The organism is Arthrobacter sp. I3 (genome assembly GCF_000520575.1).
In the GTDB taxonomy this organism is placed as follows: domain Bacteria; phylum Actinomycetota; class Actinomycetes; order Actinomycetales; family Micrococcaceae; genus Arthrobacter; species Arthrobacter humicola_A.
In genome coordinates, this window is record NZ_KI914902.1 from 34839 (window position 1) to 61577 (window position 26739).

26 protein-coding genes and 2 riboswitches are annotated in these 26739 nt (G+C 68.5%); of the genes, 17 read left to right on the top strand and 9 right to left on the bottom strand.

Translation table 11 applies throughout. The annotated features are described in order from the left end of the window. The first annotated feature begins 70 nt into the window (after positions 1-70). Complete coding sequence (gene dcd / locus Y706_RS0102885) at positions 71-646, top strand: dCTP deaminase (protein ID WP_026538211.1); 576 nt, start codon at positions 71-73, stop codon at positions 644-646. Between the two features lie 90 nt (positions 647-736). On the opposite strand, the gene Y706_RS0102890 is transcribed toward dcd, so the two are convergent. Genes Y706_RS0102890 through Y706_RS0102900 form a run of 3 tightly spaced genes read right to left on the bottom strand, consistent with a single transcriptional unit; the run spans position 737 to position 3860 of the window. Beyond that, positions 737-1933, bottom strand: a complete 1197-nt coding sequence (locus tag Y706_RS0102890) for a cation:proton antiporter (RefSeq protein WP_028275381.1) — start codon at positions 1931-1933, stop codon at positions 737-739. A gap of 5 nt (positions 1934-1938) precedes the next feature. Further along, positions 1939-2421 carry a cation:proton antiporter regulatory subunit gene (locus Y706_RS0102895; protein ID WP_028275382.1) on the bottom strand — a complete coding sequence of 161 codons (483 nt, stop codon included), beginning with the start codon at positions 2419-2421 and terminating at the stop codon, positions 1939-1941. A gap of 38 nt (positions 2422-2459) precedes the next feature. After that, positions 2460-3860 carry an MFS transporter gene (locus Y706_RS0102900; RefSeq protein ID WP_028275383.1) on the bottom strand — a complete coding sequence of 467 codons (1401 nt, stop codon included), beginning with the start codon at positions 3858-3860 and terminating at the stop codon, positions 2460-2462. 225 nt (positions 3861-4085) lie between these two features. On the opposite strand from Y706_RS0102900, the gene Y706_RS0102905 reads away from it, so the two are divergent. Genes Y706_RS0102905 through mnhG form a run of 6 tightly spaced genes read left to right on the top strand, consistent with a single transcriptional unit; the run spans position 4086 to position 10481 of the window. Continuing rightward, entirely contained in the window at positions 4086-7142 is a 3057-nt protein-coding gene (locus Y706_RS0102905; protein ID WP_028275384.1) for a Na+/H+ antiporter subunit A, read from the top strand. Then, positions 7139-7660, top strand: a complete 522-nt coding sequence (locus tag Y706_RS0102910) for a Na(+)/H(+) antiporter subunit C (RefSeq protein ID WP_028275385.1) — start codon at positions 7139-7141, stop codon at positions 7658-7660. Before Y706_RS0102905 ends, Y706_RS0102910 begins: the two co-directional genes overlap by 4 nt. Beyond that, positions 7657-9285: a Na+/H+ antiporter subunit D gene (locus Y706_RS0102915; RefSeq protein ID WP_028275386.1), complete on the top strand. Its 1629-nt coding sequence runs from the start codon at positions 7657-7659 to the stop codon at positions 9283-9285. The genes Y706_RS0102910 and Y706_RS0102915 overlap by 4 nt, the downstream gene beginning before the upstream one ends. Next, on the top strand, positions 9282-9827 hold the full coding sequence (locus Y706_RS0102920; protein WP_028275387.1) for a Na+/H+ antiporter subunit E: 546 nt from the start codon (positions 9282-9284) through the stop codon (positions 9825-9827). Before Y706_RS0102915 ends, Y706_RS0102920 begins: the two co-directional genes overlap by 4 nt. Then, a complete protein-coding gene (locus Y706_RS0102925) occupies positions 9824-10102 on the top strand; it encodes an MrpF/PhaF family protein (protein WP_018774043.1) in 279 nt (92 codons plus the stop codon). Before Y706_RS0102920 ends, Y706_RS0102925 begins: the two co-directional genes overlap by 4 nt. Beyond that, positions 10092-10481: a monovalent cation/H(+) antiporter subunit G gene (gene mnhG / locus Y706_RS0102930; protein ID WP_275450871.1), complete on the top strand. Its 390-nt coding sequence runs from the start codon at positions 10092-10094 to the stop codon at positions 10479-10481. The genes Y706_RS0102925 and mnhG overlap by 11 nt, the downstream gene beginning before the upstream one ends. Before the next feature lie 96 nt (positions 10482-10577). On the opposite strand, the gene Y706_RS0102935 is transcribed toward mnhG, so the two are convergent. Together Y706_RS0102935 and Y706_RS0102940 are read right to left on the bottom strand one after the other, a co-directional pair. After that, a complete protein-coding gene (locus Y706_RS0102935; RefSeq protein ID WP_028275389.1) occupies positions 10578-10841 on the bottom strand; it encodes a DUF4235 domain-containing protein in 264 nt (87 codons plus the stop codon). A gap of 39 nt (positions 10842-10880) precedes the next feature. Beyond that, entirely contained in the window at positions 10881-11426 is a 546-nt protein-coding gene (locus tag Y706_RS0102940; RefSeq protein ID WP_028275390.1) for a heme-degrading domain-containing protein, read from the bottom strand. 187 nt (positions 11427-11613) lie between these two features. Then, positions 11614-11757, top strand: a riboswitch (TPP riboswitch). A gap of 66 nt (positions 11758-11823) precedes the next feature. Here Y706_RS0102940 and Y706_RS0102945 point away from each other — a divergent pair. The 9 genes from Y706_RS0102945 (at position 11824) to Y706_RS0102985 (ending at position 22621) form a co-directional block, all read left to right on the top strand. Then, on the top strand, positions 11824-12471 hold the full coding sequence (locus Y706_RS0102945; RefSeq protein WP_028275391.1) for an ECF transporter S component: 648 nt from the start codon (positions 11824-11826) through the stop codon (positions 12469-12471). A gap of 28 nt (positions 12472-12499) precedes the next feature. Next, complete coding sequence (locus Y706_RS0102950; RefSeq protein ID WP_028275392.1) at positions 12500-14155, top strand: ABC transporter ATP-binding protein; 1656 nt, start codon at positions 12500-12502, stop codon at positions 14153-14155. Beyond that, positions 14152-14955 (top strand): energy-coupling factor transporter transmembrane component T family protein, encoded by an 804-nt coding sequence (locus Y706_RS0102955; protein WP_028275393.1) that lies wholly within the window; start codon positions 14152-14154, stop codon positions 14953-14955. The genes Y706_RS0102950 and Y706_RS0102955 overlap by 4 nt, the downstream gene beginning before the upstream one ends. Positions 14956-15060: 105 nt before the next feature. Then, positions 15061-16584 (top strand): UDP-N-acetylglucosamine 1-carboxyvinyltransferase, encoded by a 1524-nt coding sequence (locus Y706_RS0102960; protein ID WP_028275394.1) that lies wholly within the window; start codon positions 15061-15063, stop codon positions 16582-16584. Positions 16585-16635: 51 nt separating this feature from the next. Next, positions 16636-17820 carry a glutamate--cysteine ligase 2 gene (locus Y706_RS0102965; RefSeq protein WP_043434415.1) on the top strand — a complete coding sequence of 395 codons (1185 nt, stop codon included), beginning with the start codon at positions 16636-16638 and terminating at the stop codon, positions 17818-17820. A 584-nt stretch (positions 17821-18404) separates the two neighbouring features. Beyond that, a complete protein-coding gene (locus Y706_RS0102970) occupies positions 18405-19310 on the top strand; it encodes a PIG-L deacetylase family protein (RefSeq protein WP_052354992.1) in 906 nt (301 codons plus the stop codon). After that, on the top strand, positions 19310-20251 hold the full coding sequence (locus tag Y706_RS23305) for an ATP-grasp domain-containing protein (RefSeq protein WP_084475890.1): 942 nt from the start codon (positions 19310-19312) through the stop codon (positions 20249-20251). Before Y706_RS0102970 ends, Y706_RS23305 begins: the two co-directional genes overlap by 1 nt. Beyond that, entirely contained in the window at positions 20238-21533 is a 1296-nt protein-coding gene (locus tag Y706_RS0102980; protein WP_043434418.1) for a glycosyltransferase family 2 protein, read from the top strand. The genes Y706_RS23305 and Y706_RS0102980 overlap by 14 nt, the downstream gene beginning before the upstream one ends. A 41-nt stretch (positions 21534-21574) precedes the next feature. Beyond that, on the top strand, positions 21575-22621 hold the full coding sequence (locus Y706_RS0102985) for a hypothetical protein (RefSeq protein ID WP_216699099.1): 1047 nt from the start codon (positions 21575-21577) through the stop codon (positions 22619-22621). Positions 22622-22651: 30 nt separating this feature from the next. Here the strand turns inward: Y706_RS0102985 and Y706_RS0102990 are convergent, their stop codons facing one another. From Y706_RS0102990 to Y706_RS0103000, 3 genes are read right to left on the bottom strand one after another with little or no spacing between them, the layout of a single operon-like run. After that, positions 22652-23860 carry an O-succinylhomoserine sulfhydrylase gene (locus tag Y706_RS0102990; RefSeq protein WP_028275399.1) on the bottom strand — a complete coding sequence of 403 codons (1209 nt, stop codon included), beginning with the start codon at positions 23858-23860 and terminating at the stop codon, positions 22652-22654. Next, positions 23861-24280 (bottom strand): rhodanese-like domain-containing protein, encoded by a 420-nt coding sequence (locus Y706_RS0102995; RefSeq protein ID WP_028275400.1) that lies wholly within the window; start codon positions 24278-24280, stop codon positions 23861-23863. Further along, on the bottom strand, positions 24277-24585 hold the full coding sequence (locus Y706_RS0103000) for a DUF1737 domain-containing protein (RefSeq protein ID WP_173403046.1): 309 nt from the start codon (positions 24583-24585) through the stop codon (positions 24277-24279). Before Y706_RS0103000 ends, Y706_RS0102995 begins: the two co-directional genes overlap by 4 nt. A 12-nt stretch (positions 24586-24597) precedes the next feature. Continuing rightward, a riboswitch (SAM riboswitch) is annotated at positions 24598-24711 on the bottom strand. Between the two features lie 318 nt (positions 24712-25029). On the opposite strand from Y706_RS0103000, the gene Y706_RS23310 reads away from it, so the two are divergent. Next, on the top strand, positions 25030-25983 hold the full coding sequence (locus Y706_RS23310) for an ATP-grasp domain-containing protein (protein ID WP_052354994.1): 954 nt from the start codon (positions 25030-25032) through the stop codon (positions 25981-25983). 6 nt (positions 25984-25989) lie between these two features. Here the strand turns inward: Y706_RS23310 and Y706_RS23315 are convergent. After that, a partial coding sequence (locus Y706_RS23315; RefSeq protein WP_043434421.1) for an aminotransferase class IV occupies positions 25990-26739 on the bottom strand: 750 nt, incomplete at its 5' end.

Consider the following 26739-nt stretch of genomic DNA (forward strand, 5'->3'; position numbering starts at 1 on the left):
GTGGAGTAACACTTGGCGGCTGCACCCGTCCGTGAAGCCGGGCAGGGCGCCGTGCGGTATTTTTGAACCTGTGCTGATCTCTGACCGCGACATTCGAACCGAAATTGACTCCCAGCGGATTGTCCTCGAACCCTTCGACCCCGACATGGTCCAGCCGTCCTCGGTGGACGTCAGGATCGACAAGTTCTTCCGGCTGTTCGACAACCACAAATACGCCCACATTGACCCGGCCGAGGAGCAGCCCGAGCTGACCCGACTGGTGGAAGTTGAGTCCGGCGAGCCGTTCATCCTGCACCCGGGGGAGTTCGTCCTTGGCTCCACGTACGAGACCGTGACGCTGCCGGATGACATCGCGGCCCGCCTCGAGGGCAAGTCCTCGCTCGGCCGGCTCGGCCTGCTGACGCACTCGACGGCGGGTTTCATCGATCCCGGATTCTCCGGCCACGTCACGCTGGAACTGTCCAACATGGCCACGCTGCCCATCAAGCTCTGGCCCGGCATGAAGATCGGCCAGCTGTGCTTCTTCCGGCTGTCCTCGGCCGCGGAGCACCCGTACGGTTCGGGGGAATACGGCAACCGCTACCAGGGCCAGCGCGGGCCCACGGCCAGCCGCAGCCACCTGAATTTCCACCTCACCAACATCTAGGCGGGACGGCTGCCAGGCCAGACGGCCGCGCCAGGCAGCCAAGCCAGCCTCCCGGCCACGCAGTAAGCGCCGTGTCGCAGGGCGGCAGCGTTACGCCGGGCCCGAGGTCCGGAACGCGGGCCGCCGTGCGGGACGGCGCAGGAGCCGGACCAGCGGCTCCACAAAGCGGGCGGCCAGCGGCCCCACAATCGCCATGATCAGAACGTACGCGGTGGCGAGGGCCGCCAGATCCGCGGGCACCACGCCGGAGGCAACGGCCAGGCCGGCGATGACAATCGAGAACTCGCCGCGTGCGATCAGGGCCGCGCCCGCGCGGTAGCGGCCGGGAATGCCAATCCCGGCCCGCTTAGCCGCCCAGTACCCGGTGACCACCTTGGTGGCTGCCGTCACCAGGGCCAGCAGCAGGGCCCAGCCCAGGACCGGGGGGATGGACCGGGGGTCGGTGTTGAGGCCAAAAACCACAAAGAAGATGGCCGCGAAGAGGTCACGGAGCGGTTCCAGGACGCGGGTGGCGCTGTGGGCCGTGGCGCCGGAAATCGCGATGCCGAGCATGAAGGCGCCCACTGCCGCGGAAACCTGCATGGCGGCCGCGAGCCCCGCGACCAGAAGTGCCGCGCCCAGCAGGTTGAGCAGGAAAACCTCGGAGTTTTCGCTGTGCACGGCCTTGGACACGTGGTGTCCGTGCCGCAGGGCCACCACCAGGACCAGGCTGACGACGGCCAGGGAGATCCCCACCGTCTGCAGCCCCAGCAGGATGCTGACGCCGGCCAGCGTGGCGGTCAGGACCGGCAGGTACACGGCCATGGCGAGGTCCTCGAACACCAGGATGGACAGGACAACCGGGGTTTCCCGGTTGCCGATGCGGCCGAGATCCGTGATGACCTTGGCGGCGATCCCGGAGGATGAAATGTAGGTGACGCCGCCCATCACCATGGCCCCCACGACGCCCCATCCCAGCATCACCGCGAGCCCGGCACCGGGCAGGAAATTGAGCAGCAGGTCCAGGACGCCGGCCTGCCAGGACCGCCGCAGGCCGGTGACGAGCTCGGACGCCGTATATTCCAGCCCAAGCATGAGAAGCAGGAGAATCACGCCGATCTCGCCGGAAAGGTGCGCGAACTCGTGCATGCCTTCGAGCTTGACCAGGCCCCCGGCCCCGAAGAACAGCCCGCCCACCAGATAGAGCGGGATGGGGGACATGCCGATCCGCCCGGCCAATCTGGCCAGCAGGCCGAGGCAGAAGACGACGGCCCCCAGCTCGATCAGGGTCAGCGCGAGCGGATCCATCCGGCTTATCCGTTGCGCAGGATGCCGGCCGCCGTGTCCAGGCCTTCTTGCGTACCCACCGCAACGAGGAGGTCACCGGGGTGAAGGACGACGTCGGGTCCCGGGGAGGGCACGACCTCGCCTTCGCGCATGATGGCCACGATCGAGACACCGCTGCGGGTCCGGATGCACGCCTTCCCCATCGGCTGGTTCTGGAAGGGTGACTCAGCGCTGATCGAAAACTGGCGCGTGACAATACCCGGGATTTCCCGGTGCGCTTCCGAGAGCTGCATGGCGATGCGCTGGCCGCCCAGGAGGTTGCCCAGGGCGGCGGCCTCATCAGCAGTCAGCGGGACAGAGGCCTGGCAGGTATCAGGATCGTCCCAGGTCGAGACGATGAGTTCCGTCTGGCCCTCGCGGTATTCGACAACGCCGATCCGGCGTCCGGAGGCAGTCATGAAGTCCTTGCGCCGGCCGAGGCCGGGGAGGTCCGTCTCATCCACGTTCATACCCTCAGCCTAGTGCGCGAACCGGTGATTCGGCCGCCTCAGGACTCGGGGACCACCGCGATTTCGGTCTGGTCGGGGGCCTTGACCGGCAGGAGCACGAGCAGGCCCACGAGCAGCACCACCATGATGCCGAGGATGCCCCAGCGCTGGGCCTGGCCCTCCGCTACGAAGGGTGCGGCGACGGCGATGCACAGCGTGAAGAGCGCGGGGGCGAGGAAGCTGACGGCCCGGCCCGTGGTGGCGTAGAGGCCGAAGAGCTCGCCGGATTCGCCGTGCGGGGCGAGCCTGGCGAGGTAGGCGCGGGAGGACGACTGGGCCGGCCCCACGAAGAGGCACAGCAGCAGGCCGAAGACCCAGAACGTGGTGGTCCCGGCCCAGGCCATGCCAAAGAACGTGTAACTGCCGTTGCCGAGGACCAGGATCGCGGTACCCGCGACCAGCAGGCCGGCGAGGGACGCGATAATCACGGTCTTCGGCCCGATCCTGTCATCCAGGAAGCCGCCGAGGACGGCGCCGGCGGCCGCCACGACATTTCCGAAGATCGCGAAGAAGATGACGTCCTTGAGCTCGAAGCCAAAGGTGCCGGCCGCGATCACCCCGCCGAAGGTGAAGACAGCTGCCAGCCCGTCCCGGAAGATGGCGCTCGCGAGGAGGAAGTAGATAGTGTGCGGACTGGTCCGGTAGATCGCCTGGATGCGCCGGACGAGCAGGCCGTAGGAGGCGAGGAACCCCAGTCCGGCGCCCCGGTCAGAGCGCGGCAGCTCCGGGACTGCGAACAGCACGGGCAGGGCAAAGACGAGGAACCACAGGGCGGAAAACACCGCCACCAGCCGTATGTTGAGGCTGTCCGCGGTGGAGGCGCCAAACCAGTGCACGCTGGGCTGGACAAAAAGCTGGAGCACAATCAGCAGCGCCACGATGCCGCCGAGATACCCCATGCCCCAGCCGAAGCCGCTCACTTTGCCGATGTTCCGCGGGGTGGAGATCTGGGTGAGCATGGCGTTGTAGTTGACACCGGCAAACTCGAAGAAGACGTTGCCCAGCGCTATGAGCGTGACGCCCAGGATCAGGAAGTCCGGCCGCGGGAAGACAAAGAAGCACAGCCCGGTCAGGACGACGACGGCGGCCGTGTTGACCCCCAGCCACAGCTTCCGCCGGCCGCCCGTGTCCGAGCGCTGCCCGGTGACCGGGGCCAGGAGGGCAACGGCCACGCCGGCGACGGCCAGCGCGGCGCCCAGGACTGCCGAGGCCTGGTCCTCCCCGCCGAATGCCCTGGAGGTCAGGTAGACGGTGAAAACGAATGTTGTCATGACGGCGTTGAAGGCTGACGAACCCCAGTCCCACGAGGCCCACGCGAGGATCCGGCCCCGGTGCGGGACGGGACTTCCCGATTCCAGTTCCGAGGGGCGCATGGCCTCTGGGGCGGCGGCAGTGTTCATAGCCAGAATCGTAGCCGCCCAGGGCGTCCTCCGAGGGGGAGCGGGAGGGGGTTTTGCCAGCCGGGGTTTAACCCCGGCTTCACATTTGCGTCGAATTGTTCAGCGGCCGGTGTCCCGGCCAAAAGAATTTGTACACGCTTGGTAAACTGACGGCACCGAACCTAACAAATGACCCGCCTGCTCCAACTTGCTGACAATCGACTTTCTGACGTTGCGGAGATACCAGTGATCACAGTCCTTGCCGTGCACTTTGCGGTGGCTGCTGTGGCCCCGCTGCTGTTCCGAAAGTTTGGCAGGAATTCGTTCATTGCCCTGGCCGCGGTCCCCGCGGCCTCCTTTATCTGGCTGCTGCTGCAGCACGACGAAGTCTATTCAGGCACAGTCTATTCAGGTTCTGACGGGGCGATTACCGAAGTCATCCCCTGGATTCCCGGCTTGCAGCTCGAACTCGCGTTCCGGATGGATGCCCTGGCCTGGATCATGTCCCTGCTGGTGCTGGGGGTGGGTGCGCTGGTGCTGGTCTATTGCGCCCGCTACTTCAAGGACAAGGACGACTACCTCGGCGGTTTCGGCGCCCAGCTCCTGGCCTTTGCCGGGGCGATGTTCGGCCTCGTTACCGCTGATGACCTTCTGCTGCTGTTCATCTTCTGGGAACTGACCACGGTGCTGTCCTACCTGCTGATCGGCTACGCCCGCACCCGGCTGTCCGCGCGGCGCTCGGCGTTGCAGGCACTCGTGGTGACCACCGCCGGCGGCCTGGCCATGCTCGTGGGGCTCATCATGCTCGGTTCGACGGCCGGAACCTACCGGATCCAGGCCATCATGGACCTGGCTCCCGCCCTGGTCGCCGGCCCCGCAGGCGGGGTCGTGAACGCCGCCGTCGTCCTCATCCTGATCGGTGCGATCACCAAATCCGCCCTGGTGCCGTTCCACTTCTGGCTCCCCGGCGCAATGGCTGCCCCCACCCCCGTGAGCGCCTACCTGCACGCCGCGGCCATGGTGAAGGCCGGGATCTACCTTGTGGCCCGGCTGGCCCCCGGATTCGCGGACACCGCGGCGTGGCTGCCGATCGTGCTCGGCCTGGGCCTGGCCACCATGCTGGTGGGCGGCTACCGGGCCCTCCGGCAGACAGATATCAAGCTCATCCTCGCCTACGGCACCGTGAGCCAGCTGGGCTTCATGACCATGGTGGTGGGCCTCGGCACTCCCGACGCGGCACTCGCCGGAATAGCCCTGCTCCTGGCGCACGGGCTGTTCAAGGCCACGCTCTTCCTGGTGGTGGGCATCATCGACCACCAGTCCGGGACCCGGGACATCCGCGAGCTCTCCGGCGTCTACGGATCGGCCAGGGCACTGGCGGTCGTCGCGGCGATCGGCGCGGCCTCGATGGCGGGCGTGCCCCCGCTGGCCGGCTTCGTCGCCAAGGAATCGGTGTTCGAGGCCTTCCTCCAGTACAAGTCGGAGACCGGGACCGGACCCTGGCTCCTGGCCGGTGTGGTCCTGGGCTCCATCCTGACCTTCGCCTACAGCGCCAGGTTCATGTGGGGAGCCTTCGCCCTCAAGCCCGGCGTGGAGCCCACGGCCTTCAAGCCGGTCAAACCGGCGTTCCTCGCCGCGCCGGCGATCCTGAGCCTCCTCACAATCCTTTACGGGCTGTGGCCTGCCACCGTTGACGCCTGGATCCAGCCCTACGCGGAGCTTTTTGTGCACGGCTCCGAGGCCCCGCCCGGGCACCTGGCGCTGTGGCACGGCATCACCCCGGCCCTCGGCCTGACCGCAGTGACGTTCGTCCTGGGCCTGGCCATGTTCTACGGCCGCAACGCCGTGGCCCGGCTGCAGGCGCTGGTGCCGGGCTGGATCGACAGCGACCGTGCCTACCAGCAGACGATCGGCGCCCTGGACGACACCGCGGTATGGATCACCGGCCGGACCCAGCGAGGTTCGCTCTTCTTCTACCTGTCCGTCATCCTGACCGTGGCGTTCGTCCTGCCGCTGACGGCGCTGCTGCTGGCCAACAAACCGCTGCCGCCCGGTCTCTATGTCATCGATCCCGGCTCGCCGCTGCAGTTGGTGGCCGGCGCCGGAATCGTGATCGGGGCGCTGGCCGCGGTGCGCGCCAACAAACGGTTCCTGGCCGTCCTGATGGTGTCCGTTACCGGCTACGGGATTGCCATGATGTTCGCCCTGCAGGGAGCCCCGGACCTCGCCCTGACCCAGATGCTGGTCGAAACCATGATCCTGGTGGCGTTCGTGCTGGCCATGCGGAGCCTTCCGCCGGGGCTGCGTGACCGCACCGGCGGCAAGTACCGGGTCATCCGCGTGGTGATCGGCCTGGCATTCGGCGTCACCATGATTTTCGTGGCCATCCACGCCCTCGGCGCCCGGGTGGCGCCGCCGGTCTCCCTGCAGTTCCCGCAACTGGCCTATGAGGGCGGCGGCGGCCTCAACGTCGTCAACGTGACCCTGGTGGACATCCGGGCCTGGGACACCTTTGGCGAGATCTCGGTCCTGGCCCTGGCCGCCACCGGCGTGGCAAGCCTCATCTTCGTTCGCGGCCGCGGCGACCGCATCCGGACATCCGCGAGCGTCGCGGAAGGGACCGTGGGCCGGCGGACCGGGGTCAGGGGCAGCACCAGGGAAGACGCCGCCCTGGCGATGAACCGGCGGTTCGCTGCCGCCACTCGCGACGCCTGGCTGGTGGCCGGCCGGACCCTGGCACCCGAACGCCGCTCGATCATTTTCGAGGTGGTCACGCGCCTCATCTTCCACTCGATGATCGTGTTCTCCATCTATCTGCTCCTCGCCGGCCACAACCTGCCCGGCGGCGGCTTCGCCGGCGGCCTCACGGCCGGCCTCGCCCTGACCATCCGCTACCTGGCCGGCGGCCGCTTCGAACTGCGCGAAGCGACACCCGTCGGCGCCGGCACCCTGCTGGGGATCGGACTGGCCACGGCGGCTGCCGCCGGAATGACGCCGCTGCTGCTGGGCGGCGAAGTGTTCCAGAGCGCCATCGTGGAGCTGTGGCTGCCCGTCTTCGGCGACATCAAGTTCGTCACCTCGACCATTTTCGACATCGGTGTCTACGTCGTTGTCGTCGGACTGGCCCTGGATGTGCTGCGCAGCCTCGGCGCGGAGATCGACGAGCACTTCGAAGAGCAACCCGAGACGACCGAAGAGAGGGCCGCCGAAGACCAGGACAGCGGAGGATTCCCGGGCGGGGTCCCCGCCGGGTCCGCCGACGAGTCCGCCGACGCGGAAACCACTGCCAAGGGGAGAACATGAGCGTCAACCTGACCCTGCTGACGGTCATGGGCGCCCTCTACGCCTGTGGCATCTACCTGCTCCTTGAACGCAGCCTCACCCGGGTCCTGCTGGGCCTCATGCTGCTGGCCAACGCCACGAACCTGCTGATCCTCGCCACCGGCGGCTACGCCGGGCTGGCGCCGCTCTTCGACAAGGACACCGCGGCGGGGGACTACAACGACCCCCTGCCGCAGGCCCTGATCCTGACCTCGATCGTGATCTCCTTCGCCGTCACGGCGTTCATGCTGGGCATCATCTACCGCACCTGGGTCCTGGCCCGCCAGGATGAAATCCAGGACGACGCCGAGGACCGCCGCGTCGCGGAAACGCCGAGCTTCGATGCCGAGGATGACTCCGTGATCCCGGTCGAGACGTCGGAGTTCCCGCTGGCCACGGTCATGTCCGGTGACCGCGCCGTGCGGGCCGACAAGGCCGCCTCTGAAGAACAGCCCGGCTCCCTCAACGTTGACCCCAGCCCGGAAGGAGGCGGAGAGTGAACATCACCAGCCTTGCCCCGCTCGCCGTCGTACTCCCCATCCTGGGCGCCGCCCTGACCTTCCTGCTCATCCATCACCCCCGGGTCCAGCGCGCGGTCAGCATCGCCGTGCTGACGCTGACACTGCTGCTGGAATGCTGGCTGCTGGCCTCCGTCTGGGATGGCGGGACGGCCGCGGTGAACATCGGCGGCTGGCTGCCGCCCTGGGGCGTCGTGCTGGTGGTGGACCAGTTCTCCTCCCTCATGCTCGTGGTGTCCTCGGCCGTGAGCCTTGCGGTGCTGATCTACGCAACGGGACAGGGCATGGCCGACGGCGACCGCGACGCGCCGGTCTCGATCTTCCACCCGACCTACCTGATCCTCGTGGCCGGGGTGTCCAACGCCTTCCTCACCGGAGACCTCTTCAACCTCTACGTCGGCTTCGAGATCCTGCTGACGGCCAGCTACGTGCTCATCACCCTCGGCGGGACAGGCCCGCGCATCCGGGCCGGCGTGACCTACGTGGTGGTCTCCGTCGTGTCCTCAGTGCTGTTCCTGATCGCGATCGCCATGATCTACGGCGCCACCGGAACTATCAACATGGCGGACCTCGCCATCAAGCTCGGCGACCTCGACCAGGGCACCCGGACGCTGCTGCACGTCATGCTGCTGGTGGCCTTCGGCATCAAGGCCGCCGTCTTCCCGCTGTCCTTCTGGCTCCCTGACTCCTACCCCACCGCCCCGGCCCCGGTCACCGCGGTGTTTGCCGGGCTGCTGACCAAGGTGGGCGTCTATGCGATGGTCCGCACGGAAACGCTGCTTTTCCCGGGGGATGCGCTCAACGCCCCGCTCATGGTCGCGGCGCTGCTGACCATGGTGGTGGGCATCCTCGGCGCCCTGGCCCAAAGTGACATCAAGAGGCTCCTGTCCTTCACCCTGGTCAGCCATATTGGCTACATGGTGTTCGGCCTGGCCATGTCCACCGTGGCCGGCCTGGGCGCCGCGGTGTTCTACGTGGCCCACCACATCACTGTCCAGACCAGCCTGTTCCTGGTGACCGGCCTGATTGAACGCCGTGGCGGCAGCTCGTCCATGGACCGTGTGGCGGGACTGGCCAAGCTCTCCCCGGTCTTGGGGGTCCTGTTCTTCATTCCCGCCATGAACCTCGCCGGAATCCCGCCGTTCTCGGGTTTCCTGGGCAAGTTGGGGCTGCTTCAGGCAGGCGTGGAACTGGGGACGCCGCTGGCCTACGCCCTGGTGATCGGCGGCGTGCTGACGAGCCTGCTGACCCTGTTGGCGATCGCGAGGGTCTGGAACCGGGCGTTCTGGCGCAAGCCCGGGGACGCCGAACACCCGGATCCGGTGCTCCTGGCAGCGCCGGCCGACTCCGCCACGGGTGACCGGGCCGGCAAGACGAATGTGACCCTGCTGCCCCGCACCATGGTGGGCTCCACCCTGGGCCTGGTGGTCTTTGGCGTGGCCCTGACGGTCTTTGCCGGGCCGCTGTTCAGGGTGGCCGACCAGTCCGCCCAGGAGATGCTGGACCGGACCTCCTATATCCAGGCCGTGCTCGGCCCGGACGCGCCCGTGCCGCCGGTGCCTCCGTCGCTCCATCCGGCGCAGGTCCGGGAGGGCGGCGGGAAATGAACCGGAAAAGGATCTCGCTGCGCCAGGAACTGCCGCTGCTGGTCTGGCTCGTCTTTGTCTGGGGCGCGCTCTGGCAGAACTTCAGCCCGGGCAATCTCCTCTTCGGCGCCCTCATCGCGGTGCTCGTGGCGCGCATTTTTTATCTGCCCCCGGTGGAACTCGGCGGCCGCTTCAACGTGCTCCGCGCCGTGCCGTTCGCCCTCATCTTCCTCGGAAAAGTCGTCGCGGCAAGCTTCCAGGTCCTGTACCTGGCCGTGGTCCGCGGCCCCAACGTGGTCAGCGCGGTCGTAGCCGTGCCGCTTCGCAGCCATTCGGACCTCCTGGTCACGGCCACCGGGCACGTGATCTCGCTGATTCCCGGGTCCCTCGTGGTGGAGGTGGACAGGTCGACGTCCACGCTCTACATCCACGGCATCAACGTCCGCAATGCCGAGGACGCGGCCAAGCTGCGCAAAGAGGTCCGGGACACCGAGGCCGGGCTGATCCGGATCATGGGGACCAAAGCCGAACTTTCCGCCCTGACACAGGAGACCGCCGCATGATGCAGACCGTCCTGACGGTCACCGCCGTCGTATTGTCCCTGGCCGCCGCGGGGGCGATCGTCCGGATCGCGCGGGGGCCCTCGCTGCTGGACCGGGTTCTGGCCGCCGACGTGCTGCTGGCCATCTTCGGCGCGGCCCTGTGCATCGACATGGCCGCCAACCGGCACCTGAACAACCTGATGCTGCTCGTTGCGATTTCCCTGATCGGCTTCGTCGGCTCGGTCACCGTCGCCCGGTTCGTGGCCGACAGGCGGGAGGGCGTCCGTGAATCCTGACACAGTGATCGACGCCGTCTCCGCCGTGTTCATGGTGACCGGAGCCCTGATGTCCCTCGCGGCCGCCATCGGGCTGCTGCGCTTCCCGGACCTCATGAGCAGGATGCACGCGGCCACCAAACCGCAGGTCCTCGGCCTGTTCCTGCTGCTGGCGGCCCTCGGCCTGCAGATGCGGACCTGGTCGGTGTGGCCCGTCCTGCTGGTGGCCTGGCTCTTCCAGCTGCTCACCGTCCCCGTGTCCGCCCACATGGTGGGCCGGGCCGGCTACCGGACCAAGCACCTGCACCCGGAGCTGCTGAGCTCCGACGAGCTCGAGGCGGTAGTCCAGAAGGCCGCCCAGCAGGCGGCCACGCACGGAGCGGACGACGACGACCGCTGAGCCCCCGACCGGGCCCGGCGGACCCGGCCGGCACGTCGACGGACGCGGCCGGGGCCTTCGACTGCCGCGGCGGGCGCCGCGGCTGGTCGGGTCAGGTCAGACGACGTCCTGGGTCTTGGCGAAGCGGGTGATCGCGCGCTGGGTGCCGCGGTTGGCGAGCACCTGGATGATGGCGCTGACCGATGCGGAGATCAGGGCGAACGTCAGGGCCGAACGCAGGGTGGTGGGGACGTCGTCCTCCTGGCCCTTGGGCGGCTTGTTGCCCGTGGACTTTTCCCACAAGGTGTCCACCAGCTTGGTGCCGGCAAAGCCGGCCAGGAGGCTGACGCCGGTGCCGAGCAGCTTGATGAGGATGTTCATTCTTCGGTCTCCTTGGGACGGGAACGGTTTTCCCCTAGCCTAGCGTTCCGGGGTGAGGACCATCCGCAGGGCCTCGACCACGAGTTCGTGATCCGCCTTCTGGGGCAGGCCGGAGACGGTGACGACGGCGACGGCGCCCGTGCCGCGCACGTAAATGGGGAACGCCCCGCCGTGGGCGGCGAACTCCGACTGATCCCACCAGGCGTTGTCCTCGATCCTTCCGCCGGCGGCGCGGGCCCGGAGGCCGACCAGCAGGGACGGGACCTCGTACCGCATGGCGGTGCGCTTCTTGGCGTTGATCCAGCGCTCATTGTCCGGTGTGGCGCCGTCCAGTGCGGCGTGGAAGAGCACCTGCTGGCCTTTGGTGATGTCGACGGCGATGGGCAGCGAGCGTTGCCTGCCCAGCTCGACAAGGAGGAGCCCGAGGTCCAGGGCGTCATCCTTGCTGAACGACGCGAACTGGAGCGCCTCTATCTCGGCCAGCACGCGGCCGATGAGCGCCGCCAGGGAACCCTGCGGCTGCGGCTCGCTGGAGTCGGGATCGTATTCCCCGGAGGGATCTTGGGTGACCGGTGTGTGCGACAAAATATTCCAGCTTTCCGGTGGGTGACGAGGCCGCCCGCTGGCGGGTCCGGGGGTCCGGCACGACGACTCTACCAAGAGGGTTTTCCGGGCCGCCGGGACTGCCGCCGTCCGCTCCGCGATTGTGACGGCACACCACTGAAAACCCGGCCGTCCGGGTGTAAACTGAGCCAGCCCACAAGGGCGAAAATAATTACGACAGGGGAGCGCCGCCGTCGGGCATCGCCGGAACAATCCGGGGAAACCTTTGGTGGGCGCTGAGAGTGCGGACAGCCGCAGACCCTCGAACCTGATCCGGTTAGTACCGGCGCAAGGGAGTCGAGTTCTCAGGGTGCGCGGAGGGCGGCGGAAGCCGAGACCGGCCGGCGCACCCTCCCCTCCTGTTCCTCAGGAGGACGACATGACAGATATTTCAGCACAGCATGGTTCCGCCAGCCGTTCATCCGCCCGGCGCAACTACAGCTGGCGTGTGGTGGACATTGTGGTGGCCGCGTTGATCGCTGTTGCCGGCGGCGTCATTTTCTGGGCCTGGTCCCAGGGCGCGAACCTGATCTCGACTCCGGTCAACGCGGTCTACCCGCCGTTGAGCGGACTCTACGCCGGCGGCTGGATGATCCCGGCGGTGCTGGGCATGCTCATCATCCGCAAGCCGGGCGCCGCGCTCTTCTGCGAAACCGTCGCGGCCACCGGCGAGCTCATCATGGGTTCGCAGTACGGCACCACGGTGCTGATCTCCGGCATCCTGCAGGGCCTCGGCGCCGAACTGGTCTTCGCGGCCTTCCTCTACAAGAAGTTCAACCTGCCCGTCTCCGTGCTGGCCGGCGCCGGCGCGGGCCTCTTCTGCGGCCTGAACGATTCCTTCCTGCCGTGGGGCTGGAACATCGCCTACGAAGCCGGCGACAAGCTCGCCTACATCGTCTTCACCACGATCTCCGGCGCAGTGATTGCCGGCGGACTGGCCTGGCTCGCCACCCGCGGCCTGGCGAAGACCGGAGTGCTGGGCTCCTTTGCCTCCCGCAAGGCCGCCACGGAGCCCGTCTTTTCCTGAGCCCCGTCGCTGAATCCTGCAGAGAATCATGAGATCTTCACCGGGCGTCCGGCCGGCCGCCGTCACGGCCCGCGGCTGGGGCTGGCGGCATGCCGGACGGACCAGGCCCGCGGTCAGCGGCCTTGACCTGGACATCCAGCCGGGGGAGCGCGTGCTCCTGCTGGGGCCCTCCGGCGCCGGCAAGTCGACGCTGCTCCACGCCCTGGCCGGCGTGCTGGGCGACGGCGCGTCCGGCGCCTCCGGTGACCCCGGTGACCCCGGCGACCCCGGCGACGCCGAGAACACAGACGAGACCGGCAGCCTCCTGATCGACGGCGCCGCGCCACGGGCGCAGCGCGGCCGCGCCGGGCTGGTGCAGCAGGACCCGGAAACGCAGGTGGTGCTCTCCCGCCTCGGCGACGACGTCGCCTTCGGGGCGGAGAACCTCGCCGTCCCGGCGGCGGAGATCTGGCCGCGCGTGCGCGAGGCCCTCGACGACGTCGGGCTGGGACAGCTGCCGCTGGACCACCCGACGGCGGCCCTCTCCGGCGGACAAAAGCAACGGCTGGCGCTCGCCGGGATCCTCGCGATGCGGCCAGGGCTGCTGCTGCTCGACGAGCCGACCGCCAACCTCGACCCCGCGGGCGTCCTGGAGGTCCGCGACGCCGTGGGCCGCTGCCTGGACAAGACGGGCGCCACGCTGGTGGTCGTGGAGCACCGGGTGGGGGTCTGGAAAGATCTGGTGGACAGGATCGTGGTGCTGCAGCCAGGGTCCGCCACGGACTCCGCGGTCTTGATTGACGGACCGCCGGACCGGGTCCTGGCCGAGGCGCGGGACATGCTCATCGGTGCGGGCGTCTGGGTGCCGGGCTACGTCCCGGCGACGCGGATGCGGACACCGGCGCGGGGCGCGGGACAGACTCTGCTCACGGCCGACGCGCTCGCGGTGTCCCGCGAACGGCCGCGGCGGGCCGGGCTGCGCGACGGCTTCCGCACCATCGCGCCGCGTCCGGTCCAGTCCGGGCTCTCCGTCCGGGTCCGCGCCGGCGAGGCGCTGACCATCACCGGCCAGAACGGCACGGGAAAGTCCACCCTGGCGCTGACAATGGCCGGTCTCCTGCGGCCCGTCGCGGGAACAATCTCGGCCACGGCGGAGCTGAGCAGTCCCGCCACCGGTCACTCCAGTGGCCGCGTACGCGACAGCGCCGGACCCGATCCCTACCGGTGGAAGGCCCAGCAGCTGATCGCCAGGATCGGAACCGTCTTCCAGGAACCCGAGCACCAGTTCGTCACCGGCAAGGTCCTCGACGAGCTCATGTTCGGGCCGCGCCACCTCGGCTACGGCGAAGACCGCGTGGACGAACTGCTGGAGCGGCTGCGGCTGACGGAGCTTGTGGACGCCAACCCCTACACGCTCTCCGGCGGCGAGAAGCGACGCCTTTCGGTAGCCACTGTGCTGGCGGCGCACCCCCAGGTGCTGGTCCTGGACGAGCCCACCTTCGGCCAGGATGCCAATACCTGGGCCGAACTCGCCTCGTTCCTCTCCGAGCTCCTCGACGCCGGCACCGCCGTCGTGTCCGTGACGCATGACGCCGAATTCAGCGCCGTCCTCGGTGGCGCCGAACTCCGCCTCCGGCCACGGGAAACCGCCGCCGCGGACGCGCCCGGCCCGGATCTTCAGCTGCCGGAGGGAGCTTCGCCATGAGGGACGCACTGAGCCTGCGCGGCAACCATGCGCTGCTGACCCGAGCCAACCCGCTCGCCAAGTTCACGGCGGTCACCCTGATCACCCTGGTCCTGGCGCTCTCCATTGACTGGGTGTCGGCGTCGGTGGCGCTGGCGTTCGAACTGCTGCTCCTGCCGCTGGCGGGCCTGACTGTGGCCGTGCTGTGGCAGCGCGGCTGGCCGCTGATCCTCGCCGCGGCGCTGGGCGGCTGGAGCACGGCCATCCTGGCGCCCGATTCCGGACCCGTCCTGCTCGATGCGGGGATCTGGTCCATCAGCGCCGGTTCCCTGCAGTTGGGGATCGGCTTCATGCTCCGCGGACTCGCGATCGCCTTGCCCGCGGTGCTGCTGATGAGCTGCACCGACCCCACGGATCTGGCCGACGCCCTGGCCCAGAACGCGAAACTGCCGCACCGGTTCGTCCTGGGCACCCTGGCCGCGATGCGGCTCGTCGGAATCATGGCCGAGCAATGGCAGACCATCGGCATGGCCCGGCGGGCCCGCGGCGTGGGCTCGAGCGGCAACCCCTATCAGCGGTTCCGCGCCACGCTGGGCCAGAGTTTCGGCCTGCTGGTGCAGGCGATCCGGAGCGCCTCGCGGCTCGCGGTGACCATGGAGGCCCGCGGGTTCGGCGGTGCCGCCCGGACCTGGGCCCGGCCCTCAACGTTCAGCGGACTCGATGCCTGGGTGCTGCTGGGCGGGCTCGGCATCGCAGCCGCCGCCGTCGCCGCGGCCCTCGGCGCGGGCACCTGGAACCTCGTCTTCCTCACCCGCCAGTAGACCGGCGCCGCCGGTTATCGCATGGCGTGGGTATCCGTGTGAGATTGACGCCATTCCGGCCGGAATTGCCGTGGTTTATAAATCATGCGTGATATTTTCGGGAGCATGACTCAACCGACTGCTGAACACGTAGGCATCCTGCTCCGCGAGGCGCGCGGCGCCAAGGGCTGGACCCAGGGGCAACTCGCGGCCGAGCTGGGCACCAGCCAGAGCGCCATCGCCCGGATGGAACAAGGCAAGCAGAACCTGAGCCTGAAGATGATCCAGCGCCTGGAGGCGATCGTCGGGCACAGCATCGTCAAGGTGGGCCGGCCCCAGATGACCCACCTGCGCGTCGAGGGCGGCCGCACCCTCGCCGGCGCGGTGGACGTCAACAGCAGCAAGAATGCCGGCGTCGCGCTGTTGTGCGCCAGCCTCATCAACCGCGGCACCACCACGCTGCGCAGGCTTGCCCGGATCGAGGAAGTCAACCGGATCGTGGAGGTGCTGACCAGCATCGGCGTCGAGTGCACCTGGCTCAACGCGAACGACCTCCAGATCCGCCGCCCCGCCGTCCTGGACCTGGCCTCCATGGATGTGGAGGCGGCCCGCCGGACCCGCAGCGTCATCATGCTCCTGGGCCCGCTGCTGGACGAGGCCGACACCTACCGGCTGCCCTACGCCGGCGGCTGCGACCTCGGCACCCGCACCGTGCAGCCGCACATGCAGGCACTGCGCCAGTTCGGCCTTAGCGTGGAGGCGAAATCCGGGTTCTACGCGGTGCAGGCGCCGCCGTCGGACGGTCACGACCGCTCCTTCGTGCTCAGCGAACGCGGCGACACCGTCACCGAGAACGCCATCATGGCCGCAGCCCACCGCCGTGGCACCACCATCATCCGCAATGCCAGCCCGAACTACATGGTGCAGGATCTGTGCTTCTACCTGCAGATGCTCGGCGTGGACATCGCTGGGGTTGGCACCACCACGCTGAAGATCACCGGCCGGCCGTCGATCGACGCCGACATCGAATACTTCCCGTCCGAGGACCCCATCGAGGCGATGAGCCTCATCACCGCCGGCATCGTGACGAACTCGGAAGTCACCATCCGCCGTGTCCCGATCGAATTCATGGAAATCGAACTCGCCACGCTCGAGCAGATGGGCCAGCGGCTCGAGGTTTCCGGGGAGTACTTTGCCCGCAACGGCCGAACCCGCCTGGTGGACGTCACCACCAAGCCTTCGGAGCTGCGGGCGCCGGAGGACAAGATCCACCCCATGCCCTTCCCCGGGCTGAACATCGACAACCTGCCCTTCTTCGCGGTGATCGCCGCCAACGCCCACGGCCAGACCATGATCCATGACTGGGTCTACGAGAACCGGGCCATCTACCTGACCGAGCTCAACAAGCTCGGCGCCCAGGTCCAGCTGCTCGATCCGCACCGCATTTACGTCAACGGGCCCAGCAAGTGGCGGGCGGCCGAGGTGGGCTGCCCGCCTGCCCTCCGCCCCGCCGCCTGCCTGCTGCTTGCCATGCTGGCGGCCCGTGGCGTCTCGGAGCTGCGGAACATCTATGTCATTGAACGCGGCTATGAGGACCTGGCCGAGCGGCTGAACACCATCGGGGCGAAGATCGAGTATTTCCAAGACTGAGCCCCGCGTTGGTGTGGGGCGTTTCGGCGGATCCTGACGCACAATAGATTCATGCGCACCTTCGGCGTGGAGGAAGAACTGCTGATAGTGGACCCCGAATCGGGGATGCTGCTTGCCCTCGCTGACCTCATGCTGCCGGGTCTGGTGCCGCCGCAGCAGGAAGCCGCCAGGGTTCTCCCGGCACAGAAACCGGTCCACGAAGGCGCCGACTTCAGCTACGAGCTCAAGCTCGAACAGATCGAGACCCAGACGCATCCGTGCCTGGAATACACGGAACTGCTCCGGCAGCTCAGGCGTGGCCGGTCCCTTGCGGACCAGGCGGCCCGGGCGCACGGCGGGCGCGTCGCGGCCCTCGCCACGTCGCCCCAAGGCTCAGCCACCCACCTGACCCCGAATCCGCGCTATATGACCATGCAGCAGCGCTTCGGGCTCACCGTCCGGAACCAGCTGACCTGCGGCCTCCACGTCCACACCTTTGTGGAGTCCCCGGAGGAGGGCGTGGCGGTAATGGACCGGATCCGTGACAAGCTGGCCGTGCTGATAGCACTCAGCGCGAATTCCCCCTACTGGAACGGGGCCGAGACCGGATTCGAAAGCTACCGCACCCAGGCCTGGAACCGGTGGCCGGGCTCGGGTCCCACGATGATCTTCGGCAGCCTGCCCGTCTACCGCCGCGTGGTCACCCGACTGGTCGAAAGCGGCGTCCTGATGGATGAGGGGATGGTCTATTTCGACGCACGGCTGGCCCGGCAGCATCCCACCGTGGAGATCCGGGTCGCGGATGTTTGCCTGCGGGCCGAGGATGCTGCCTTGATTGCCGTGCTGGTGCGCGCCCTCGTGGAGTCGGCCGCGCGGGAATGGAACGACGGCGTCGATCCCGCCCCGGTGCCCACGCTGCTGCTGCGGATGGCCGCCTGGCAGGCCAGCAATTGCGGACTGCGCGGGGAGCTCCTGGACTTCGGAACCTTCACCCCGGCCCCGGCCGCGGACGTGGTCAGGGCGCTCGTGGACTTCGTGGCCCCGGTGCTTGAGGAACAGGGCGAGCTGGAGCTGGCGCGCGAGGGCGTCGAACGGATTCTTGCAGAGGGCACTGGTTCCCAGCTGCAGCGCGGCCCGTTCCGGGCCGGCGGCCTGCCCGCCGTCGTCGAGCGGGCCATCGAACTGACCACCCAGGGGTCCGTCACCGAGGGGCCGGCAGACAATCGTTCGGCCCTGGGCCGGTTGCGCCCGGCCTGACCGGGAGCCCACAACAGCTGCGGGTGCGGGACGCCAAAAGAAAAAAGCCGAAGAGGCGCCGCATTTATTGCCGAATGCTGATAGGGAATCACGGTTGTTTAATGATTGCCGCCCAGCCCTTTTCAGTTAACCGTTCCCGGCAGGGCAGCACGCCCCCGTTCGCCTTGCGAAAGCCTGATCCGGGTAGTCGAAACAAGAAATATGAGTACTACCTGTGACCGCCATTAATTCCATTCACTGAGGTTCGGGTATTGCCTACTCGGGCGCCCTGATAGGCCACTCGCCTTTACTGGAAGAGCAAGTTCAAGGTTTTCAGAAGGTTTCCAGAAGGTCTCACAATGTCACGTAACACGCCGGGGGGCGGTTGTGCTGTGCCACATATGCGCTGGTCAACGTCCTGCAATGCTCGCACAGCCCGCAGCGGCTGCACCTTTCGCCGACGCGGCACCCTGCCAAGGGTGCCGCGAACCGATTCAGAAATGGCCCCTCTTACTTCCCAAAGCCGGGTTCGCTTATGCGCCCGGCCCTGAAGATCAAATCCGGCCCGGCACTGGGGTGCCGAACAACATAGGAATTGAATTCACATGGTCTCGATTTATGTCTTGCTCATCGTTTTCCTGATTACTTTTGTGGCCGCCGCCGCCCTTGGCCGGTCCTGGTTCCACCGCCGCCTGCGCCGTCCCGAACTGCTTCGCAGGATTTGCCTTCTTGCCGGCTCAACGCTGCTGGTGGCAAATCTGGCCAGCGTTTTCCTCGATGCGCCCGAGTTGTGGCGGACTGCCGACCTCACGCTCACCCTTGGCGGGCTCGCGTCCCTGGGCGTTGCTTTGACGGCCCTGCGCACCGGGGGAGCCCCGGCCCGCCAGCCGCGCAGAGTTCTGGCCATCGGCGCCCACCCCGACGACCTTGAACTTGCTTGCGGCGGTACCCTGGCGAAGTTCGTAGACTCCGGACACGAGGTGCAGGGGCTCGTCATGAGCGATGGCACCCGTGGAGGGGATCCCCTGGAACGCTCCCTCGACGCGCGGCGCGGCGCGGCGTTCATGGGCCTCACCGGAATGACCCACTACAACTTCACAGACACGGACCTGTTCCGGCACAGCCAGGAAATGGTGGGTGTCATTGAAGCCGCCATCGCCCGCTACAACCCGGACATCATCCTCACGCATTCCAACCACGACCAGCACCAGGACCATCAGGCCGTCCACATGGCGACGCTGCGGGCCGCCCGCCAGCACCACTCAATCCTCTGCTATGAAAGCCCGTCGGCAACGCGGGACTTCAGCCCGAGCGTCTTCATTGACATCGACGACTACCTTGACGCCAAGGTCCAGGCCGTGAGGATGCACAGCGACCAGCTCGCCAAGCCGTACATGACGCCCGAGCGGGTCCGCGGCATCGCCTCGTTCCGCGGCGGGCAGGCGCGGCGCCGGGTCGCCGAAGCCTACGAACCCGTCCGTCTCCTGAGCACGGAAATGGAAAAGCTGTGATGCCCCGCGTGCTGGTCACCGGCGCCGGAGGCCCCGCGGGCCGCGCCGTAGCGGCCCAGCTGAAGTCCCGTGGCGTTCCCGTCCTGGGCACGGACATCCGCGAACTGCCCGCCGGGGCCGGCCTTACCGTCGTCCCGGTGCCGCCGGCCTCGGACCCGGACATGGTCTCGGCTCTGCGCCGGCTTGTCGTCCAGGAGGGCATCAACCTGGTCATCCCCACGGTGAGTGAGGAACTCCCGCAGCTTGCCGGGTACCGTGCCGCCTTCGGGACCGACGTCCGGGTCATCATCGGCGATCCCGGTCCGGTGGCTCTGGCCAACGACAAGCTCTTCACGGCCTGGCAGCTGCAGACCGCCGGGGTCCCCGTGCCGAGATTCGGCGTGCCCAGGGACTTCGCCGATGCCGGTGCCGCCATGGCCGCGCTCGGCGGCCCCATAGTTCTCAAGCCGCGGGTCTCCCGCGGCGGACGCGGCGTGATGGTCATCGACGGCAGCAAGCAGGTGGACTGGCACCGCCTGCCGGAAGGCCTGATTGTCCAGGAATTCATCCCGGGCACCGAATACGGCCCGATGGTCTTCGGCACCCCGGCGCACAACGGGGCCGCGCCGTTCGTCGTCGTCGTGGAGAAGACCGAACTGGCGCAGGGCAGCGTGGGCAACGCCGTGAGCACCCGCCGCGCCGAAGCAGGCGAGGCCATGGACGTCGGAAATCTGGCGATGGGGGCCGTCCGCTCGCTGGGCCTCACGGGCCCGGTCGACGTCGACGTCCGCCGGCGTGCCGACGGGACCCCGGCGGTCCTTGAAGTGAACGCCCGGTTCGGCGCGAACAGCAGGCAGGCCCCGGAACTGCTCGACGCCGTGCTGGCGTCGTTTGCCCTTCCCTCCTTCAACCCGGCCTCCTTCCGGCAAAGCACAGGAGCGTACGCCCATGTCCTGGTTTAGTTCCGCCTCCGCATCAGCCGTCCCCGGCGCCGAATACCTCCTGCTCCTCATCGGCCTGCCGATTCTGGTGTTCGGGCTCGTGAAGCTGCTCGTGCTGCCGCTGTCCGTCTGGTTTGAACTCCGTGCGGGGCGCCGCCGCCGCCGCGCAACGCCCACCCTGCTGGATGAGCGGCCCAGCGTGTCGATCATTGTCCCGGCTTTCAACGAGGCGACCGTCATCGAAAACTGCGTCCGCTCCATTCAGCTCACCCTGTACGACCGGTACGAGGTGGTGCTCGTGGATGACGGCTCCACTGACAACACGGCCGGGCTGATGCGCGCGCTCGCCGCGACGGATCCACGGATCACGGTCCTGACCCAGGCCAATGCCGGCAAGGGGGCGGCCCTGAACCTGGGCATCCGCCACGCCACGGGTGAGGTCCTCATGTTTGTCGACGCTGACGGGATCTTCTCCCAGAACACCGTCAAGCGGATGCTCCAGGGTTTCACTGACCAGCGCACCGGGGCCGTGTGCGGCGACGACAGGCCGGTAAACCTGGACCGGGTCCAGACCCGGATGCTGGCCTTCATCAGCCATGTCGGCACCGGGATGGTCAGGCGCGCCCTGACCATGATCGGCTGCCTCCCGATCGTTTCCGGCAACATTGGGGCGTTCCCCCGCCGGATCCTGGAGGAGATCGGGCCGTTCCGCGAAGACACGGTAGGCGAGGACCTGGAACTCACCTGGCGGGTGCACAAGGCAGGCTACCGGGTGGTCTTCGCCCCGCGGGCGCTGGTCTATGCCGAGTCGCCGTCAACGGTCCGGGCGCTCTGGCGCCAGCGCGTCCGCTGGGCCCGCGGGCTGCTGCAGACCATGGGTGTGCACAAGCGCATGATCGGCAACCTCCGGCACGGACAGTTCGGCGCGTACCTGCTGTTCAACACCATCACCATGGTGGTGCTCCCGGTGCTCCAGATCCTGGTACTCGTGGATCTGGTCTTCCTCACGGCGCTGGGCCGCAGTCCGTTCGGCGCGGACGTCTGGGCGATCCTTGGCTGGGTGGGGCTGTTCATCACGTTGCTGCTCACGGTGTTTGCCCTGGCCATGAACAGGGCGTGGAAGGACCTGCGGCACGCCTGGGCACTCCCGCTCATCCCGCTCTATTCCGTGTTTACGAGCCTGACCATGGTCGCCGCGCTGGTGCAGGAACTCCGCGGCAAGGAGGCGCACTGGAACAAGCTGACGCGGACCGGGGTGGTCAGCGTCACCGCCCCGGCGGTGCGCCCGGACGTCAGCGTTTGAGGCGCGGACCGGCTGCCTTCCCTGCCCTTGTGCTCCTGTCGGTGCTGGCGCTTGCCGCCACTGGGTGCGGCGGCCCGCAGGGACCCACGGCGCCCGCCGCGGAGCGCACTGTCGGCGTCGGCTACGAAACTGTGGTCGACGCCGCCTCGACGCTGCCGGAACTGGCCAGACGGCTCGATGAGGTCAACGCCAACAGCGTCACCATCAGCGTGGGGCGGCTGGACTGGACGGCGTTCCCTTGGGACGCCCACCCCGAGGTGGAGGCCGTCCCGGGCCGCGACCACGTGGCCGAAGCGGTCAAGGCACTGGGGACCGGCGGTGATGGCCGGAAACGCAAGGTCACACTGACCATCGACCTGCTGATCCCCGGCTGGATCCGCACCAACCCGGGCCTGGCCGGCATCAACTTCGACGGCACCCGCTCCACGGAGTTCGCCAGCGTCAGCGCACTCACGACAGGACCCGTCGGGGAGCGGCTGGTCGACTTCGTGGCCGAGGTGACCAGGCGGTACCAGCCGGACGCCGTGGCCTTGACGGAACTGATGTTCGATAACAACACCTACGGCGGCGACGACCGTGACTCCTACCGGCTGGCCAGCGGCGGGACGGACTGGCCGCGGCTCGCGAACGGGGACATCGACGTCGAACACCCGAGCCTTGGGGCCTGGCGGTCGAAGGCGGTGGCAGCCATCGTGGCCAAGGCGGCGGCGGCCGCGCACGCGAACGGCGCCACGCTCGACATGGACGTCCGGGCGCCGTGGCACGATCCCGCCGCCGACCGGCCGGAGAGCGGCCATGACTATGGGCTGCTCGCCGCGGCCGCGGACCGGCTGGTCTTGTGGGACTACTTCGGGCTCAACGACGCCGCTCCGGCCTACTCCGCCGAGCTGGCCGCGGCCATGGCCAAGCGGTCCGGGAAGTTCGCCATGTCGGTCGGGATGTGGGCCAAGGACGGGCGCATCTCCGCCGCGGACCTGGCGGCCGGGCTGGGGGCGTCTGTCTCCGGCGGGGCGGCCGCCGTCGCTGTCACACCGTCCAGCATGCTCGACGACGACGCCTGGCGGGCGCTCAAGGCGGCCTGGGCCTGAGCGGCCATGGCCCCGGACCTGCTTAAGGGCCTAGACCTGCTTGAGCGCCTGGCCGAGGTCGCGGATCAGGTCCTCGACGTCCTCCAGCCCCACCGAAAGCCGGACCACGCCGTCGCTGAGGCCGATCGCCGCGCGGCCTTCCGGGCCCATCGCGCGGTGCGTGGTGGTGGCCGGGTGCGTGATGAGCGTCTTGGCATCGCCCAGGTTGTTGGAGATGTCGATGATCCGCAGCGCGTCCAGGAGTGCGAACGCGGCCTGCTTCGCCGTGCGGCCGGGGGAGGGCTGCAGTTCCAGGGTGAGCACGGTCCCGCCGGCCTTCATCTGCTGTACTGCGAGCGGGTACTGCGGGTGGGACGGCAGCAGCGGGTACTTTACCCAGCCGACCGCAGGCTGTCCCTCGAGCCATTCGGCGAGCCGCAGCGCGGAGGCCGAGGAATGGTTGACGCGCAGGGCCATCGTCTCCAGGCCCTTGGTGAGCACCCAGGCGTTGAACGCCGAAAGCGCCGGACCGGTGTGCCGCATGAGCTGCTTGACGGGCCCGTCGATGAATTCCTTGGTGCCCAGGATGGCCCCGCCCAGGACGCGGCCCTGGCCGTCGATGTGCTTGGTGCCGGAGTAGACCACCACGTCCGCGCCGAGGTCGCCGCAGCGCTGGAGCAACGGGGTGGCGAAGACGTTGTCAACCACCACCGTGGCGCCGGCCGCGTGCGCCAGTTTGCTCACGGCGGCGATGTCCACGATTTCCTGCATCGGGTTCGACGGCGACTCGAAGAACACCGCGGTGGTCGGCACGGACAGCGCGGATTGCCACTGCTCCAGGTCCGGACCGTCCACGAAGACCGTCTCGACACCCCAGCGCGGCAGGATTTCGTTGAGGATCACGAAGCACGAGCCAAACAGCGAGCGGGCCGCGACCACCCGGTCGCCGGCCGCCAGCAGCGCGCCCAGGGCGGTGAAGACGGCGGACATGCCGGACGCCGTCGCGAAACACGCCTCCGTTCCCTCGAGCAGCCGCAGCCGCTCCTGGAAGGTGGCGACGGAGGGGTTGCCGTAGCGGGAGTAGACGAAGCGCTCGTCCTCCCCGGTGAAGGCGCGCTCGGCGGCGGCCGCGGACTCGTAGACGAATCCTGAGTTGAGGAAGATCGGCTCGGTGGTTTCCTGGAAGCCGGTGCGGTCAAGGCCGCCACGGACAGCCTGGGTGTCGGCCGCCCAGCCGGCGGCGTCGGGATTGAAAGTCACTTAGATCTTTCCGAGGTTGGTGGGCAGGCCGCGGTTCTTCCAGCCATTGACGGTGCGTTCGCCAAAGCGGTCGGCCTCGCCTTCGAAGCCTTCAAGGACGTTGTACGAGGTGTAGCCGGCGGCCGTCGCGGCCGTCGCGGCGCCGATCGACCGGGCACCGGAACGGCAAAGGAACACCAGTTCGACGGCGGTGTCCGCCGGCGCCTGCTGCCTTAGCTGTTCCACGAAGTGCGGGTTCGGCGTGCCGCCGGCGAGGTTCCACTGGATGAAGAGCGGATCGTTGCGGCTCTCGCCCGCGGCCGCGGTGTCCGGGATGCCGATGTGGGCCCATTCGACCTCGGTCCGGACATCCACCAGGATGGCTCCGGCCTCCAGCTTGGCCCACGCCTCCTGCGGGCTGAGGTCTCCGGCGTAGCTCATGCGTGGCCCGCGAAGGCCCCGTCGGCGTCAAATTCGTCGGCGTCGAGCTCATCAACCGCATTGGCCACGGCGGCGTCCGCACTGGCAATCGCGGCCGGCAGGACCAGCGCCTGCGCCACGATCACGGTGCTTCCGTTGAAGCTGGCGGCGGGGCTTCCATGCAGCACGTAGCCCTCGGCCAGGGCGGCTGACACCCGCTCGCAAAAGGCGCGGTCATCCGCGCCGGTGAACAGCCGGTAGGCCAGCCTCTCCTCGCCGGGTGCTGAACCGGGTGTGGCTGTTGTGGGTATTGACGTCTCGGGCACGACGGATCTCCTCTTTCACGCTTGCAGCTCGAATTCTCGAATGCCGAGTATTCACCTGAGGCACCCCGCCGCGAAAGGGAGGGTTGCCGACCGGCCAGTCAGGGCTTGGCACCGGTTCTCATTACTCCCCAAAAACGTAACACCTGCGACGCCGGCCCGCACGGCCGCCGTCGTCATGTTCCGTAACCGGACCGCGGCCCGGGCGAGTAGTGGCGGGCTCCAGTTTCGGGTACAGCCCACTCGTGTCTGCCGGGACGTTTCGCCGTCTACTGGGGGGATTAGGTCCGACGAGTCGGCCGGAGCTGCAGGTGATTCGAGCAATGTGTGAATCGAGCAGTCCCGGAATCGACTCGTCTGTCCATCAACAAGCTGTCTGGGAATCGGTGGCTGGAACGGTCGGAGCCGCAGCCGCGGTCCGGCCGGTGACGGCGGAATGGAGCAATCGTGGGCCCGCGCATACTCGTTACCGGGATTACAAGCGCCGCCGGGCGGGCCGTCGCGGCCCAGCTCGAAGCCCGGGCCCTCCCGTACCTCGGCTCCGACGCCCGCGCCGACACCCGCCAGGCCGGGGAGGCTCCCGCCGCCGCGGTCAGGCTCCTGCCGGCGACGAACCCGGACATGGTCCTGGACCTGCGCCGGGTGGTGGACCGCGAAGCCATCAACGTCATCATTCCGACCCTCACCGTGGAGCTCCCGGTCCTGGCCGCGGCCCGCGCCGGATTCGCCCAGGACGTGCGGATCATCGTGGCCGACCCCGCCGCGGTGGCCCTCGCCAACGACCACCTGTTCACCACCTGGGCGCTGCAAGCCGCCGGCATCCCGGTGCCCCGGTTCGCGGTTCCGGGCGACCTCGCCGCCGCGCCGGCATCCCTCGCCGGCCTCAGCGGCCCCGTGGTGGTCAAGCCTCGGGTCTTCAAAGGCTCCCATGGTGTCCACCTGCTGGCCGGAACCGACTCCGTTAGCTGGAAGAACATGCCGGCGGGGCAACTGGTCCAGGAATTTATCCCGGGCGCCGACTATGTGTGCCTGGTGTTCGGCACCCCGGCACGCAACGCGATGGCGCCGGTGGCGGTGGTCCTCGAGAAGACCAGGACTCCGTATGGACGCGCCGGCAGCGACGAGGTCAGCCGCAGGGTGCCGGCGAACCAGGCCGGGGATGTGCGCAAGCTGGGCCTGGCCGCCGTCCGCACGCTCGGGCTGGCCGGACCGGTCCAGGTCCAGATCCGTCGCCGCACCGACGGAACGCCCGTGGTGCTGGGTGTCTGCGCGACCCTGGGGGAGAACAGCACCTGGGCCCCGGAAATGCTCGACGCCGTGCTCGCAACGTTCATGCTCCCGGCGTTCAACCCGGCCTCGTTCCGCCGGTGCCCGGCAGTGCCCGCGGACGCCCTGGGGTGAGCGTTGCTATTCGATGGTCGCGAAGAGGGCGTTGAGTTCGGCCGTGAGCTGGCGCCGGAGTTCCGGGGTGCCGATTTCCTGCCCGTCGATGTGGTTCACCGGGGCCAGGAGCCGGATGCTGGAGATCAGCCAGACCGCGTCGGCGTCCAGCAGGTCCTTCGGCTCCAGCGGGCCGTAGCCCAGCTCCCAGCCGGCGGCCTTGGCGGCGGTGAACAGGGCGCCCTGTGACGTGCCGGGCAGGATGCCGCTGTCCAGCTGGGGCGTGATGAGCCGCCGGATGGTGCGGACACCGCCGGCGCCGTCGTCCGAGGTTTCCAGGTGGGCCAGCAGAACGGTCGACGTCGGACCCTCCAGCACCCTGCCGTCCGCGGACGTGAAGATGACGTCGTCGGCGCCCTGCCGGTGGGCGTAGCGCAGCGCCGCCATGTTCACGGCGTAGGAAAGGGTCTTGGCGCCGAGCAGGAGCCACGGGGCGCGCTCGCCGACTTCACTGTCGTAGCCGCGGTCGAGCAGGATGACGTCGATCCCGGTCTGGCGCTGCCGCCGTCCCGCGGCGGCCGGGGCGGAGGCCTGGACCCAGCACGTGGGGGCAGCCGCGCCCTCCGGCCCGCGGGTGACAATCAGCTTCACCACCACCTCGTCCTGCGCCGCGCCGCCCGCTGCAGCCGCGGCGGGGTCCTGCCCGCGGAACTCGCGGATGGCGGTTTCCACTGCCCGCCGCCATGCGTCCTCGGCGGGGATGTCCAGCTCCAGAAG

Coding starts and splice junctions, on each gene's coding strand:
- Y706_RS0102925 (WP_018774043.1), top strand. CDS start 9,824: ATGATGCAGACCGTCCTGACGGTCACCGCCGTCGTATTGTCCCTGGCC.
- Y706_RS0102920 (WP_028275387.1), top strand. CDS start 9,282: ATGAACCGGAAAAGGATCTCGCTGCGCCAGGAACTGCCGCTGCTGGTC.
- Y706_RS0102960 (WP_028275394.1), top strand. CDS start 15,061: ATGACTCAACCGACTGCTGAACACGTAGGCATCCTGCTCCGCGAGGCG.
- Y706_RS0102890 (WP_028275381.1), bottom strand. CDS start 1,933: ATGGATCCGCTCGCGCTGACCCTGATCGAGCTGGGGGCCGTCGTCTTC.
- Y706_RS0102955 (WP_028275393.1), top strand. CDS start 14,152: ATGAGGGACGCACTGAGCCTGCGCGGCAACCATGCGCTGCTGACCCGA.
- Y706_RS0102965 (WP_043434415.1), top strand. CDS start 16,636: ATGCGCACCTTCGGCGTGGAGGAAGAACTGCTGATAGTGGACCCCGAA.
- Y706_RS0102995 (WP_028275400.1), bottom strand. CDS start 24,280: ATGAGCTACGCCGGAGACCTCAGCCCGCAGGAGGCGTGGGCCAAGCTG.
- Y706_RS0102935 (WP_028275389.1), bottom strand. CDS start 10,841: ATGAACATCCTCATCAAGCTGCTCGGCACCGGCGTCAGCCTCCTGGCC.
- Y706_RS0102945 (WP_028275391.1), top strand. CDS start 11,824: ATGACAGATATTTCAGCACAGCATGGTTCCGCCAGCCGTTCATCCGCC.
- Y706_RS0102950 (WP_028275392.1), top strand. CDS start 12,500: ATGAGATCTTCACCGGGCGTCCGGCCGGCCGCCGTCACGGCCCGCGGC.
- Y706_RS0102910 (WP_028275385.1), top strand. CDS start 7,139: ATGAGCGTCAACCTGACCCTGCTGACGGTCATGGGCGCCCTCTACGCC.
- Y706_RS23305 (WP_084475890.1), top strand. CDS start 19,310: ATGCCCCGCGTGCTGGTCACCGGCGCCGGAGGCCCCGCGGGCCGCGCC.
- Y706_RS0102980 (WP_043434418.1), top strand. CDS start 20,238: ATGTCCTGGTTTAGTTCCGCCTCCGCATCAGCCGTCCCCGGCGCCGAA.
- Y706_RS0102900 (WP_028275383.1), bottom strand. CDS start 3,860: ATGAACACTGCCGCCGCCCCAGAGGCCATGCGCCCCTCGGAACTGGAA.
- Y706_RS0102895 (WP_028275382.1), bottom strand. CDS start 2,421: ATGAACGTGGATGAGACGGACCTCCCCGGCCTCGGCCGGCGCAAGGAC.
- Y706_RS0102970 (WP_052354992.1), top strand. CDS start 18,405: ATGGTCTCGATTTATGTCTTGCTCATCGTTTTCCTGATTACTTTTGTG.